Genomic DNA, 13544 nt, shown 5'->3' with positions numbered 1-13544 from the left:
TCGGCGTCGACCTCGGGCTGCTGACCGTCTTCCACGGCGTGCTCGGCTGGCCGGTGTGGCTGGCGATCACGCTAGTGGTAAGGCGAGTTAGAACCCGCCTTACCACTCACGACCTGCTGTGGCACACGCGCGGGGAAAGGGGGTTTCAACCCACCCCCAGGCGGTTGAAACCCCCTCCCCGCGCCCCCAGTCCGGGCACCCGGCCCGAGCAGCCGCAGCCTGCTCGGGCGGTGTCCCGGTAACCACCACTCTCCCTGGTGGCGCGGGTAGCCGCCATTCCTGCCCAAAGGGGACTTTTTCGCCCGCGCACACCCGTGCCGACCTGCGGAAACACCATCCCCGGGTACCGAAAATACCCATCCGGGCCGGCAAAACTTACCCGGCGGACAGCGAGCGCTCAGGCGCTCTCCAGCACGACCTTCCCGATGTGGGTCCCGGACTCCAGGTGCTTGACGGCGTCGGCGACCTCGTCGAAGCCGAACCGGCGGTCGATCACCGGCCGCAGGCCGGTCCGTTCGACGGCCCGGTTCATCGCCAGGAACGTCTCGCGCGAGGCGTTGGTGAGCCCCCGCAGCGTCAGCTGCTTGACCAGCACCAGGATCGGGTCGGCGCCGCCTTCGTGGGTCAGCACGCCGGCCACGCTGACGTGCCCGCCGTAGCGGGCGGCGACCATCGACTGGCCGATCGTGCCGCCACCGCCCACGTCGACGACGTGGTCGACGCCGCCGCCGGTCAGCTCGGCCACGGCGGCGCCCCACTCGGGGGTGGTCCCGTGGTTGAGTGTCCCGGCGGCGCCGAGCGCCCGCAGCCGCTCCAGTTTCGCGTCCGAGCTCGACGTCGCGACGACGTGGGCGCCGCCCAGCGCGGCGAACTGCAGCGCGAACGTGGACAGGCCGCCGCTGCCCAGGGTGAGCACGGTCTGCCCGGGCGTCAGGCGGCCCTCTTCGACGACGGCCCGCCACGCCGTCACCCCGGCGCTGGGCAGCGTCGCAGCCTCGGCGTAGTCGAGGTGGGCGGGCACGGCGACCAGGGCGTCCTCGGCGAAGACGGCGTACTCCGCGAGCACGCCGTCGAGCGTGCCGCCGAGGTCGTCCGCGGTCTTCTCCGGCGTGCCGGGGCCGGACAGCCAGGCCGGGAAGTACGTCGCCGCGACCCGGTCGCCCGCGGACCAGGCGCGCACCCCGTCGCCGACCGCGACGACCTCGCCCGCGCCGTCGGACAGCGGGATCACGTCCGGTTTCACCGGCTTCGGGTAGAAGCCCTTGAGGATCATCAGGTCGCGGGCGTTGAGCGCCCACCCGCGCAGCCGGACGAGGACCTGTCCGGGGCCGGGTTCGGGCACGTCACGCTCGCCGGGGACGAGCTCGGCGCCGGGACGGGGCAGGGAAAAGAACTTCACAGCGGCTCCTGGGGTGCGGGAATCCTCAACGAGCCCAGTGTGTCGAAGTCGCGAGCTCCCCGTCGACGATCGCCAGGAGTTCCGGGGTCAGTTCGCCGAGCGACGCGGCGAAGTGCCGCACCCCGAAGCCGGCCATGAACTCCCGCTGCCGCGCGTGGGCCGGGCTCGACGGGAAGCCGACGAATCCGGCGCCGTGCGCGCGGGCGTCCTCGGCCACCCGGCTGACGTCGTCGACGAACACGATCTCGTCGAAGGCGACGCCGAACACGGTCCGGGCGATGTGGCCGACACCCGGCCGGTGCTCGTTGATGCTCACGTACGGCACCTCGGGGTCGAGCAGGTCCACCAGGTCACCGAGGTGGTGGTCGAAGGTGTGCTCGCGGGTCCGCCCGCCGTAGCAGACCAGCCGCACCGGCAGCTTCGCCAGCGCCGCCAGGCAGTCCCGCGCGCCCTCGGCGACGCGGATCGGGTGCTCGGCCAGGTACTCCTGCCGCGCCGCCCACAGCTGCTTCAGCGTCTCCTCGGCCGGCTGGTCCAGCCCGCACAACGCGGTGATCTTCTCCGCGACGACGATGTCGCGCAGCCCGATGACGTCCCGCTCGGCCGCGGCGTCGTACACCCCGCCGTGCTCGGTGACGAACCGGGCGATCATGGCCAGGTAGGTGTCGTCGATGAGCACGCCGTCGCAGTCGAGCGCGACCACGCGCAGTTTCCCGAACCCGGTCACCGCTGCGCGAACACTTCCCGTGCGGCCGCGATGGCGTTGAGCGCGGCCGGGAAGCCGCAGTAGAACGCCAGGTGCAACACGGTTTCCACGGCCTCCTGCTCGGTGCCGCCGACGTTGAGCAGGCCGTGGATGTGCACCTTCAGCTGCGGCAGCGCGGTGCCCAGGGCGACGCACGCGGCGATCGTGACGATTTCGCGGTGACGCAGGCTCAGGTGCGGCCGGGTGTAGACCTCGCCGAAGGTGAACTCGACGATGTAGGTGGCCAGGTCCGGGGCGATGTCGGCCAGCGCCGCGGCGACCTTCTCCCCCGCTTCGCCGTCGACGGCCTTCATCGCGGCCAGGCCGCGCTCGTAGCGGTCTTCGATGCCCGCCCACGGCACGCCGGGCTCGTCCGGCGCCGCCGGCTCGTCTTCCGGCAGACCCTCGAAGGCCGCCTTGAGCGCCGTCAGCGCGTTCAGCGTGGCCGGGAAGCCGGCGAACGAGCTGACGTGGATGACGGCCTCGACCAGCTGGCGGCGGGTGCAGCCGACGTTGAGCGCGGCCTTGGCGTGGAACTGCAGCTGCGAGCCCGCGTAGCCGAGCGCGGTGAGGGCGGCGACCGTGGCCAGCTGCCGCTCGGGCAGCGGCAGCCCGGGCCGGTGGTAGACGTCGCCGTAGATGAACCCGACGCACTGCTCGCCGAACTCGGCTTCCCCGATGCTCTCGAACAGGTCCAGCACGGCGGGCCGGTCCACCCCGCCGAGCTGCTGGATGAGTTTCAGGCCCTGGGCGAAAGACGCGGAGCGGTCCTGCTCCCGAACGTCGGACATCGTGCGGTGGTTCCCTTCGGTGTGGGGGCGGGCTCAGCCGAGGTAGGCCCGGGTGGCCTGGTCGGCCTTGCGCCGTTCGAGGGTGTCGATGCGGCCCTGCGCGATCATCGAGTACTCGATGGCCGCGGTGGCCACGGTGCGCCCCTGCTGGCGCACCGCCGTGGTGGCGCGGAACTTCAGGTTGGTGTCCCGGCCGAGGTCGGACTCGACGATGAGCGACTCGACCGTGGCCGGCAGCGGGAACAGGAAGTCCTCGAAGGACAGGTCGATCCGCTTCCACACCCCGGCGTAGGCGGCGGGGGCGAGGCCGGGGCGGACGGCGGTCTCGAACTGGGCGATGCAGATCTGCCGCATCGCCTCGATGATGACGATGCCCTGCACGTGCTCGCCGGTGTGGTGGTCGAGCACCAGTTCGTTGTCCCGGTGGATCCGCAGCTCGGCCCGGCAGTGCTCGGGCACCGGGCTGTGCACGCCGGCGAGCAGGACGTTCTCCGGCCGGTCCTTGTGGACGACCTTCGGCCGTTCGGGCGCCTGCCGGAACGCCTGCGGGTCCGCCAGGCAGACGACGCCTTCGGTCTTGTCACAGGCGGCCTCGAGCAGGTCGCCGTCGGTGCCGTCGATGCCCTGGCCCAGGTGGACGACCCAGTGGCAGCCCGACGCCCGCAGCGCCCCGGAGTCGAACAGGCCGAGCAGGCCCGACAGGGTGAGCACGCGGTCCCCGCGGGCGAACCGCGCGAAGCGGTCGGCGACCACCACCACGTCCCGCCGGGTGTGGCCGTCCAGGGCCGGGATCTCCCGTCTGGGGGTCAGCGGCGGGCACGAGACATCGTCGGGTGCCACGTGGGCAGCCTCCGTCCGGGTCGGGTCGGGCAGTTCTGGTCGGGGCTCCGGAGCGCGAAGCCCCGGATGTCACGCTCACGGACGCGCCGAAGCGTGGGCGTCCAGGAGCGCCTCGACGAGGTCGCGGGCCGCCGTGGCCGAACGCCAGCGCGGTGCGGACAAATCGGTGGCCATGGCCTTCAGCATGGCCCGCACCATGTCGGGCTGTTTGCCCACCCCCGCCTCCAGCAGGGGACCCACCTGTGCAGCGGCGGCTTCGAGGTCGTCGAGCCGCAGGTGGGCGCGGCCGGTGTCGATCCGGATCATCGGATCCATGGCTTCCCAGCGGTTCTCCAGGGACAGCTTCTCGAAGGACTCGCGCGCGGTCGCGAACTCGCGCAGCGCGGCCGTCGCCTGCCCGACCGTGAGCAGCGAGTTGCCCGCCATGTAGTGCCGCCGGTCCTTGGTGATGTTGAAGAACCGGTCGTCGCCGCCGGCACCGACGTCCGGGTCCTCGATGGACGTCCAGCGCGCGATCGCGTCCAGCACCTGCGGCTCGGCCTGCACCGACGACCAGCCGCGCGCCTCGGCGAGGATCAGCGGCGCGTCCGTGAGCCGGCCGGGGGCGTGGTAGTTGAGCCCGTCGGCGGCGAGCTTCGCGGACTCGATGCCGTTGCCCGCCCAGAACGCCACCCGCGCCTGGGACGTGCGCACCCAGCGCCGGGCCAGGAAGTCGTCGGCGTACTGGGTGTAGAGCCAGGCCGCGGAGTTGAGCTCGCGCGAGAGGCGGTAGCGGCCGAGGTCGCCGGCGATCCACGCCATCATCGCGCTCGACTTCGCCCCGATGAGCAGCAGGTCCTGGGTCTGCTTCGGCCGCTGGCGGCCCTTGAGCAGGGCGGAAGTGCGTTCTTCGATCACGGCCAGCTGGCCGAGGATCGAGTCGGGCGCGGTCCGGGTGTAGGCGGCGCCGAGGAAGTCCAGGTCCGACCACAGGTCGCCGATCTGGACGTCGTCGACGTTCGTTTTCGTCAGCAGGATCGCGTCATCGAGGGCGTTCGCCCCGATTTCCGCGTCGGACCGGGCGTCCGCGCGGGCGGAGGTGCGCGCGGGCGGCACCCCGGGCTCGGCCACCACGACGGCCGCCTGCTCGGGCTCGGGCTCGGCGTGGAACTCGGCGAGGTCCTTGGCCGGCAGCTGCTCGAGGTCACGCAGCCCGAGCAGGCACTTCCAGCCGGTGCCGTAGACCTGCGCCAGCACGCGCAGCGCGGCGACGGTGGGCCGGACACCGCGGTCGGGCCACTGCTCGTACTCCCAGATCCGCGTGCCGCGCATGCCCGCGCGGGGGTCGCCGGTGACGGCGTTGTACTGGTGTGCGGCGACGTCCAGCGAGAGCTCGGACGCCAGCCGCCACGCCGTGCGCGGCGGGATCCGGCACTCGACGATCAGGTTGTGCGCCACCCGGGCCGGAATCGCCTCCTCGGAGAAGCCCAAGGCGGCCAGCCGTTCGCGCAGTTGTGCACGGTACGGCTTACTCCCTGGTTTGGCCTGTCGACTCATCGTTCATCCAACGATTTCCGGCGTACGGGTGCACACGGACGACAGTACCGCAGCGTGACGGCGGGAGCCCAGGACGTCACGGGGGACGGAACCCGGCAGTTCCCGGGAGGGTGAGTAGGCAACAAGAGTGAACCTGAGAGCGCTCCCAGCACAGGGGGCCGCGACGCCGCCCTCGTGATCATGGCCGGGAATTCCGGAAACCACCCCAACGGCGGTGTCCGGGGCCGACGGCCGGTGGCACAGCGCAACCGGGGACATGGCCTACGCCACAACGGATTCGGCCGTTCAGTAGTGTTCAGTGGACACTGTGCTCGGCCCGGTTCCGGAAAACGGACCACCGGATCGCGCCGCGTCCGGGTCGCACTTTACAAGAGCGTCACGCGGGGGTTACCTTCACCGCGGCTGGAAGCGCTCCCATGCCAGGTCGCCTCGCCAGAACGCGGCCACCACCCAGGGGCGTCGTGGTGCAGGCCACGGCGCCCCTGTCCGCGTCCCGGGAGGACCCGATGAACAGGTTCGCCGGCGCCCTCGCCGCGCTCTGCCTCGCCGCGGCGGGCACCACCGCGGTCGTCGTGGCCGGGCCGGCCACCGCCGCGCCCGCGTGCTCGGTCGCCTACCGCGTCAACCAGTGGCAGACCGGCTACACCGCCGACATCGCGGTGACCAACGGCGGCACCACCCTGTCCTCCTGGTCGCTCACCTGGCACTACGCCGGGAACCAGGCCGTGACGTCGGCCTGGAACGCCACCGTGCGGCAGTCCGGCACCGCGGTCACCGCCGAAAGCCTGCCGTACAACAGCTCGCTGCCGGCCGGCGGCTCGGTCTCCTTCGGCGTCCAGGGCACCTACAGCGGGACGAACGCCACGCCCACCGACTTCGCGCTGAACGGCGTCTCGTGTGGCGACCCCGCTCCCCCGACGACGACCACCCCGACCACCCCCACGACGCCGACGACGCCGACGACGCCGACCACGACCACGTCCGGGCCGCCGCCCGCCGGCTGCGCGTCCGCCACCATCTGCGACGACTTCGAGCAGCAGACCGGCGGCACCCCGGGCGGCCGCTGGACCGTCGGCGCGGCCAACTGCACCGGCACCGGCACGGTCGCCGTCGACAGCACGGTCGCGCACTCGGGCAGCCGCTCGGTCAAGGTCACCGGCCAGGGCGGCTACTGCAACCACGCGTTCCTCGGCACCAGCCTCGGCGGCCTCGGCTCGGGCCGGCTGTTCGGCCGGTTCTGGGTCCGCCACACGACCGCGCTGCCCACCGGCCACGTGGCGTTCATGGCCCTGCGCGACACCGCGGACGGCGGCCGCGACCTGCGGGCCGGTGGGCAGAACCGGGCGTTGCAGTGGAACCGCGAGTCCGACGACGCGACCTTGCCGGCGCAGAGCCCGGCGGGCGTCGCCCAGAGCGTCCCGCTGGCCACCGGCACCTGGTCCTGCTTCGAGTTCGAGGTCGACGGCGCCGCGGGCCAGCTGCGGACGTGGCTGAACTCGGCGGAGGTGCCGGGCCTGGTCGTCGACGGCGTCCCGACCGCGGACATCGACCAGCAGTGGCTCGCCCGCGCCTGGCACCCGGCCCTGACGGACCTGCGCCTCGGCTGGGAGAGCTACGCCGGCGACGCCGACACGCTGTGGTTCGACGACGTCGCCGTCGGCTCCTCCCGGATCGGCTGCTGACGGCCGGCCGCTACCCGCGGACGATCCGGTCGATCTCGGCCAGCTCGTCGTCGGTGAACTCCAGGTTCGCGGTGGCCGCGACGGTGTTCTCCAGCTGGGCGACGCTGCTGGCCCCGATCAGCGCGGACGTCACGCGGCCGCGGCGCAGGACCCAGGCGATGGCCAGCTGGGCCAGCGTCTGCTCGCGCCGCTTCGCGACGTCGTCGAGCGCGCGGATGGTCGTCAGCGTGTCCTCGGTGAGGCGGTCGCGGGTCAGGAACGGGCTGGCGCCGGCCGCTCGCGAGTCGGCCGGGATGCCGTCGAGGTAGCGGTCGGTCAGCAGGCCCTGGCTCAGCGGGGAGTACGCGATCGAGCCGACGCCGTGCTCGTCCAGGGTGTCGAGGAGGCCGTCCTCGACCCACCGGTTGAGGATCGAGTAGGACGGCTGGTGGATCAGCAGCGGCGTGCCCAGGTCGGCCAGCGCGGCCAGCGCGGCCGACGTCTGCTCGGGCGAGTAGTTGGAGATGCCGGCGTACAGCGCCTTGCCCGAGCGGACGGCGGTGTCGAGGGCACCCATGGTCTCCTCGATCGGCGTCTCCGGGTCCGGGCGGTGGGAGTAGAAGACGTCGAAGTGGTCGAGGCCGGTCCGGGCGAGGCTCTGGTCCAGGCTGGCCAGCAGGTTCTTGCGCGAGCCCCACTCGCCGTACGGGCCGTCCCACATCAGGTAGCCGGCCTTCGACGACACGATGATCTCGTCGCGGTACGGGCGGAAGTCGGCGGCGAAGTGCCGCCCGAAGTTCGCCTCGGCCGCGCCCGGCGGCGGGCCGTAGTTGTTGGCCAGGTCGAAGTGCGTCACCCCGAGGTCGAACGCCCGGCGCAGCACCGCGCGCTGGACGTCGAGGGGCTTGTCGTCCCCGAAGTTGTGCCACAGGCCGAGGGACACGGCGGGCAGCTTCAGCCCGCTGCGCCCGGCCCGCCGGTACGGCATGCCCGCGTACCGGTCCGCGGCCGCGACGAAAGGCGACATGGTTCTCCTAGCCGAGAAGGGACGACCCGCGCAGTCTAACGGCGCGGGCTCAGCGCGCCCGCGAACGACGCCGCGGGCGCCAGCTCGGGCAGCAGGGTCGCCTGGTAGGCGTGGTAGACGTCGGGTTTGCCGGCCCACACCGTCGCGGCGGGACGGTTCTCCGGGTCGAGTTCGTGGTGCCACGAACCGAGTTCGCCGTCGACGAAGCAGGTTTCGGCGTGCTCGCACCACTCCCGGAACCGGGCGAGGTACGCCGGGTCGCCGGTTTCCCGGTGCAGCGTCCAAGCGGCGGCGATCGCCTCGGCCACCACCCAGTGCAGCCGGGTGCGCACGACCGGCGTCCCGGCGAAGTCCGTGGTGTAGACGAAGCCCGGCCGCCCGTCGGCGGCCCAGCCGTGCCGGACCGCCGTGTCGAACAGGGCGGCCGCGTCGGGCAGGAGCCACGCCGGCGCGCCGTCGCCGAGCGCGTGTCCGAGGTGGACGGCCAGCCGCGCCCATTCGAAGAGGTGCCCGATCGTCGCGCCGAACGGGCGGAAGCGGTCGGCGGGTGCGGCGCGGTTGAACTCCGGGAGCCCGTGCCAGTCCGCGTCGTAGTGCTCCGGGAGCAGCCAGCCGTGCGCGCGGGCTTCGCCGTGCACCAGGTGCTCCACAATGGACAGTGCGCGGGCCGTCCAGACCGGGTCGCCGGTGACGTCGGCGGCGGCCAGGAACGCCTCGACGGTGTGCATGTTGGCGTTCGCGCCGCGGTAGTCCTCGAGCCGCGTCCAGCCGCGGTCCCAGCCGTCGGCGACGCGGCCGGGGCCCGGTTCCCAGAACCGGCGTTCGACGACGTCGAGGACCTCGGCCAGCAGAGTGTCCGCCCCTTCGGCACCGGCGGCGGCCGCGCTCGCGGCGGCCAAGACGACGAAGGCGTGCTCGTAGGCGCGCTTCTCGGGCAGGGCCGTCGAGGCGTACCAGCCGCCGTGCTCCGGGTCCCGCAGCGGGCCGGTCAGCGCCGCGACGCCGTGGGCGAGCAGGTCGCCGGTGTCCGCTCCCTGCAGCGACGCGAGCGCGAAGACGTGCGTCATCCGGCAGGTGATCCAGGTCTCGACGGGCCGGTCGAGCACCGGCCGCCCGGCGTCGTCGAGCCAGGCGAACCCGCCGCCGGGGTGCACCGCGCCGCGGGCGAACCCGAGGAGCCGGGCGGGTTCGGCGCGCACCCAGGCGGGAACCGATGACGGACTGTCCACTCTCTGCCTTTCGCCACGGCCGGCCCGGTTCGCCCGCCCTGCGCCAAGGTAGGCCAAGGGGGCCGCCGCGCTCACCGCGGGCTGTTCCGGAAGTGACCACCACCGCGTATCCTTGCCGTGAGAGCGCTCCCAGTCTTCGACGCACGCTACCCAATGAAGGGAATGACGTGACCAGGAGACGAAGTACCATCCTCGCCGCCGTCACCGTGCTGCTGGCGAGCCTGACCGCCATCCTGCTGAACACCGGCACGGCCGAGGCGCACGGCGCCATGATGAAACCGGGCAGCCGGACCTTCCTGTGCTGGCAGGACGGGCTCAGTTCGACCGGCGAGATCAAGCCCATCAACCCGGCCTGCGCGGCCGCGGTGGGCGTCAGCGGCGCCAACTCGCTGTACAACTGGTTCGCCGTGCTGCGGTCCGACGGCGCCGGGCGCACCCGCGGGTTCATCCCCGACGGGAAGCTGTGCTCGGGCGGGAACCCGAACTACGCGGGCTTCGACGGCGTCGGGGCGTGGCCGCTGACCCACCTCACCTCCGGCGCCCAGTTCGACTTCTCCTACAACGCGTGGGCCGCCCACCCGGGCTGGTTCTACACGTACGTGACGAAGGACGGCTGGAACCCGAACCAGCCGCTGACCTGGGACTCGCTGGAAGACCAGCCGTTCCTGACGGTGGACCACCCGCCGGTGACCGGCCAGGTCGGCACGGTGGACGGCCAGTACAAGTGGAGCGGCGCGCTGCCGTCGAACAAGTCGGGCCGGCACATCATCTACTCGGTGTGGAAGCGCTCGGACAGCTCCGAGACGTTCTACGGCTGCTCGGACGTGGTGTTCGACGGCGGGCACGGCGAGGTCACCGGTGTGAAGGACCAGGGCGGCGGCCCGACCACCACCCCGACGACGCCGACCGGCCCGACGACCACCCCGACCACGCCCACGACGCCCACCACGCCGACGACCCCGACCACGCCGACGACTCCGACGACCCCGCCGGGCTCGTGCATGGCGATGTACGAGATCACCAACACCTGGAGCGGCGGTTACCAGGCCACGGTGACCGTGATGAACCACGGGACCTCGGCGTACTCGCGCTGGCAGGTGGGCTGGACACTGCCCGCGGGCCAGACGGTCAACACGGTGTGGAACGGCACGCTGAACCAGTCCGGCTCGGCGGTGACGGTCCGCAACGCCGACTGGAACGGCGGGATCGCCGCCGACGGCCAGACCACCTTCGGGCTGGTGGTGAACACGACCGGCAGCACGGCCGCACCCTCGCCGACCTGCCAGGGCAGCTGATCGTCCGAAGTGGACACCCGGGAAGGCCGCCCTGCCGCGCAGGGCGGCCTTCACGCGTTCGCGGGCCCGGTGCTGCCGCGGGTGATCAGCCGCGGCCGGGACGCGCACACGTCACCCACCCGCTCGCCGGCCAGCACGTCCCGCAGGACGGCGGCGGCGAGCGCGCCGAGTTCGGCCAGCGGCCGCCGGATCGCGGTGAGCGCCGGGCGGACCAGCCGGCAGAGCGGGGTGTCGTCCCACGAGACGACCGAAAGGTCGCGGGGCACGGCGAGGCCGAGCTCGCGCGCGGCGGCGAGCGCGGCCACCGCGAGGTCGTCGGTGTCGCACAGCAGCGCCGTCGGCCGCGGGCGCGCGGCCAGCACCCGCCGCACCGCGTCGGCCGAGGGTTCCGGGTGGACCGTGCCCGGGTGCGGCAGCCCGGTCGCCGCCGTCGTGAAGGCACGCCGGCGCGCCGCGGGGTCGGCGAACGCCGCCGCGCCCGCGATCCGGACGACCCGCCGGTGGCCGAGTGCGGCGAGGTACTCCAGGGCCTCGAGCGCGCCGGTGACGTCGTCCACCAGCACCGACGGGACGCCCGGTACCCCGCCCGGGCCGCCGAGCACCACGGCCGGCAGGCCGATCCGCACCAGTTCCGCCGCGCACCCCGGCTCGGTGAGCAGCACGCCGTCGACCTTCCGCTCGGCCCGCCAGCGGCGGTGGATCGCCAGCGCGGCGTCGCGGCCGGCGGCGACCTGCAGCAGCAGCTCGCCCTCGAACCCGTCGAGCAGGGCCGGCACGAACACCTCGAGGGACCGGTCGAGGACCAGGCCGGTCACCCCGGCGCGGCCGCCGGACAAGGCCCGGGCGGTGCTGCTGGGTGCCCACCCGAGCTCCCTGGCGATCTCGGTGATCCGCTGCCGGGTCGCCTCGGAGACGCCGGGGCGGCCGTTGAGGGCGTAGGAGACCGCGCCCTTGGAGACGCCGGCCTCCCGCGCGATGTCGGTGATCGTCGGACGCTTCATCGCACCCCTTCGTTGCACCACAAAAGCCCCGGCCCGCGGACCGTGTCCGCCCGGACACCCGCCGTCGCGAACCTTGACACCCGCCACCTCGGGAAACAAGACTTCGTCCGGGAGCGCTCCCAGCCAACGGAGGCCGGGAGCGGGCCGCGAACGGGGAGTGCGCGCGCATGAGGCAGATCCGAAGACAGCTGGCGATCGCCACCGCCGCCGTCCTGCTCGTCCTGACCGGGGGTTGCGGGCCCGGCACGCCGGAACGCATCACGCTCACCATCGCGACGTTCGGGGAGTTCGGCTACGACGACCTCATCCCCGGCTACGAGTTCACCCACCCCGGGCTGACCATCCGCCAGGTCCGGACCGAGCAGGGCGGGCCGTACCACCAGGACCTGCTGGACAAGCTGCAGAAGGGCGGCCAGCTCGCCGACGTCCAGGCGGTCGAGGAAGGCCACCTGGCCGACGTGCTCGCGCAGTCGGCGAAGTTCGCCGACCTGGCCGAGGTCGGGCCGGCCGACGTGAAACCCGGCCGGTGGCTGGAGTGGAAGTACGAGGCGGGCCGCAGCAAGGACGGCAAGCTCGTCGGCTACGGCACCGACATCGGCCCGCTGGCCATGTGCTACCGCAAGGACCTGCTCGAGGCGGCCGGCCTGCCCACCGACCCGGGCTCGGTCAAGACGATGTTCGCGACCTGGGACAGTTTCTTCACGGCCGGCGAAAAGTACGTCAAACGCTCGCACGGCAAAGCCTGGTTCGACTCCGCGGCGCAGGTCTTCACCGCAAAGGTCAACCAGCTGCCGGTCGGCTACCTCGACCGCGAGGACCGTCCGACGCTGGAGACGAACACCGCGCTGCGGGACGCCTGGAACCAGGTCACCGCCGCGGTGCAGCAGGGCCAGTCGGCCGGCCTCACCGCCTTCGCCGCCGACGGCAACAACGGGCTGCGCACCGGCGCCTTCGCCACGAAGGTCTGTCCTTCGTGGATGCTCGGCGTGATCGAGCAGCAGGCCGGGGTCGGCAACGCGGGCAAGTGGGCGCTCACCGACGCCTTCCCGGACGGCGGCGGCAACTGGGGCGGGTCGTTCCTCACCGTGCCGGCCTCGAGCCCGCACCAGAAGGAGGCCGCCGCGCTCGCCGCCTGGCTGACCGCGCCCGAGCAGCAGCTGCACGCGTTCCGGGTGAGCGGCAACTTCCCCAGCCAGGTCGACGCCTTCACCTCCCCGGACCTGCTCAGCGAGATGAACGGCTACTTCGGCGGCGCGCTGAGCGGCCAGGTCTTCGTCGCGCAGGCCCGCAAGGTCGGGAAGCCGCAGTACAAGGGGCCCGGCGACGGCAAGATCCAGGAGACGGTGATCGCGCCCGCGCTCAAATCGGTCGAGCAGGGCGCCGATCCGGCCGCGGTCTGGCAGCAGGTGCTGATCGGCGTGCACCGGCTCGTGCCCTGAGCGGCGGAAACCCGCTGGCCGCCGCCGGCGGGACCGGGCAGGGTGGCCACCATGACCACTCCCCTGCCCGCGCCCTGGCACGGCTTCGGCGTGCGCCGGCCCACTCCGGACGACCACCTGCCCGTCCTCGCGCTGCTGGACGTCTGGTGGGGCGGCATGGGCGGGGCGGACGGCTCCCGCCAGCGGGCCCTGCTGCTGCCGAAGCTGATGTTCCAGCATTTCACCGACAGCAGTTCCCTGGTGACCGCCGACGACCGGATCGTCGCGTTCCTGATCGGGTTCCTTTCGCCGGCGCGCCCGGCCGAGAGCTACATCCACTTCGTCGGGGTCGATCCCGCCGAACGCGGGCGCGGGCTGGGCGCCGCGCTGTACGAGCGCTTCTTCGCCTACAGCCGCGCGCACGGGCGCTCGGTGGTACGGGCGATCACGTCGCCGGTGAACAAGGGTTCGCACGCGTTCCACACCCGGATGGGGTTCGTCACCGAACCAGGGCCGAAGGAGTTCGAGGGGGTGCCGGTCCAGCCGGACTACGACGGGCCGGGACTGGACCGGCTCAGCTTCCGCAAGGACCTCGGCTGAGG

At 72.8% G+C, this 13544-nt stretch carries 12 protein-coding genes; 4 read left to right on the top strand and 8 right to left on the bottom strand.

Features of this window, described 5'->3' with window-relative positions; all coding sequences use genetic code 11:
- Positions 1 to 397: 397 nt before the first annotated feature.
- The 5 genes from ABZW17_RS33235 to ABZW17_RS33215 form a co-directional block, all read right to left on the bottom strand.
- The gene (locus ABZW17_RS33235; protein WP_354823031.1) at positions 398 to 1399 is read right to left on the bottom strand and encodes an NAD(P)-dependent alcohol dehydrogenase; all 1002 of its coding nucleotides are present in this window, start codon (positions 1397 to 1399) and stop codon (positions 398 to 400) included.
- Between the two features lie 25 nt (positions 1400 to 1424).
- Positions 1425 to 2126 (bottom strand): HAD family hydrolase, encoded by a 702-nt coding sequence (locus ABZW17_RS33230; RefSeq protein ID WP_354823029.1) that lies wholly within the window; start codon positions 2124 to 2126, stop codon positions 1425 to 1427.
- Entirely contained in the window at positions 2123 to 2935 is an 813-nt protein-coding gene (locus tag ABZW17_RS33225) for a carboxymuconolactone decarboxylase family protein (protein WP_354823027.1), read from the bottom strand. The genes ABZW17_RS33230 and ABZW17_RS33225 overlap by 4 nt, the downstream gene beginning before the upstream one ends.
- Positions 2936 to 2968: 33 nt before the next feature.
- Positions 2969 to 3775, bottom strand: a complete 807-nt coding sequence (locus ABZW17_RS33220; protein ID WP_354823025.1) for an AfsA-related hotdog domain-containing protein — start codon at positions 3773 to 3775, stop codon at positions 2969 to 2971.
- A gap of 75 nt (positions 3776 to 3850) precedes the next feature.
- Positions 3851 to 5311 (bottom strand): hypothetical protein, encoded by a 1461-nt coding sequence (locus ABZW17_RS33215; RefSeq protein ID WP_354823023.1) that lies wholly within the window; start codon positions 5309 to 5311, stop codon positions 3851 to 3853.
- Between the two features lie 506 nt (positions 5312 to 5817).
- Between ABZW17_RS33215 and ABZW17_RS33210 the strand changes: the two genes are divergently transcribed.
- Positions 5818 to 6993 carry a cellulose-binding domain-containing protein gene (locus ABZW17_RS33210; RefSeq protein WP_354823021.1) on the top strand — a complete coding sequence of 392 codons (1176 nt, stop codon included), beginning with the start codon at positions 5818 to 5820 and terminating at the stop codon, positions 6991 to 6993.
- A 10-nt stretch (positions 6994 to 7003) separates the two neighbouring features.
- On the opposite strand, the gene mgrA is transcribed toward ABZW17_RS33210, so the two are convergent.
- The gene (gene mgrA / locus ABZW17_RS33205; RefSeq protein ID WP_354823019.1) at positions 7004 to 7999 is read right to left on the bottom strand and encodes an L-glyceraldehyde 3-phosphate reductase; all 996 of its coding nucleotides are present in this window, start codon (positions 7997 to 7999) and stop codon (positions 7004 to 7006) included.
- 35 nt (positions 8000 to 8034) lie between these two features.
- On the bottom strand, positions 8035 to 9228 hold the full coding sequence (locus tag ABZW17_RS33200) for an AGE family epimerase/isomerase (RefSeq protein WP_354823017.1): 1194 nt from the start codon (positions 9226 to 9228) through the stop codon (positions 8035 to 8037).
- 167 nt (positions 9229 to 9395) lie between these two features.
- Between ABZW17_RS33200 and ABZW17_RS33195 the strand changes: the two genes are divergently transcribed.
- Positions 9396 to 10523 (top strand): lytic polysaccharide monooxygenase, encoded by a 1128-nt coding sequence (locus tag ABZW17_RS33195; protein WP_354823015.1) that lies wholly within the window; start codon positions 9396 to 9398, stop codon positions 10521 to 10523.
- A 50-nt stretch (positions 10524 to 10573) separates the two neighbouring features.
- Here ABZW17_RS33195 and ABZW17_RS33190 read toward each other — a convergent pair whose 3' ends face one another.
- A complete protein-coding gene (locus ABZW17_RS33190) occupies positions 10574 to 11524 on the bottom strand; it encodes a LacI family DNA-binding transcriptional regulator (protein WP_354823013.1) in 951 nt (316 codons plus the stop codon).
- 167 nt (positions 11525 to 11691) lie between these two features.
- Here ABZW17_RS33190 and ABZW17_RS33185 point away from each other — a divergent pair, with 167 nt between their 5' ends.
- Positions 11692 to 12963: an ABC transporter substrate-binding protein gene (locus ABZW17_RS33185; RefSeq protein WP_354823011.1), complete on the top strand. Its 1272-nt coding sequence runs from the start codon at positions 11692 to 11694 to the stop codon at positions 12961 to 12963.
- Between the two features lie 51 nt (positions 12964 to 13014).
- Positions 13015 to 13542 (top strand): GNAT family N-acetyltransferase, encoded by a 528-nt coding sequence (locus ABZW17_RS33180; protein WP_354823009.1) that lies wholly within the window; start codon positions 13015 to 13017, stop codon positions 13540 to 13542.
- The last annotated feature ends 2 nt before the right edge of the window (positions 13543 to 13544 follow it).

It is taken from the genome of Amycolatopsis sp. NPDC004625 (assembly GCF_040609695.1).
GTDB lineage: Bacteria > Actinomycetota > Actinomycetes > Mycobacteriales > Pseudonocardiaceae > Amycolatopsis.
The sequence above is the reverse complement of the archived record's forward strand: the minus strand, read 5'-3'. Positions and strand labels throughout refer to the sequence as shown.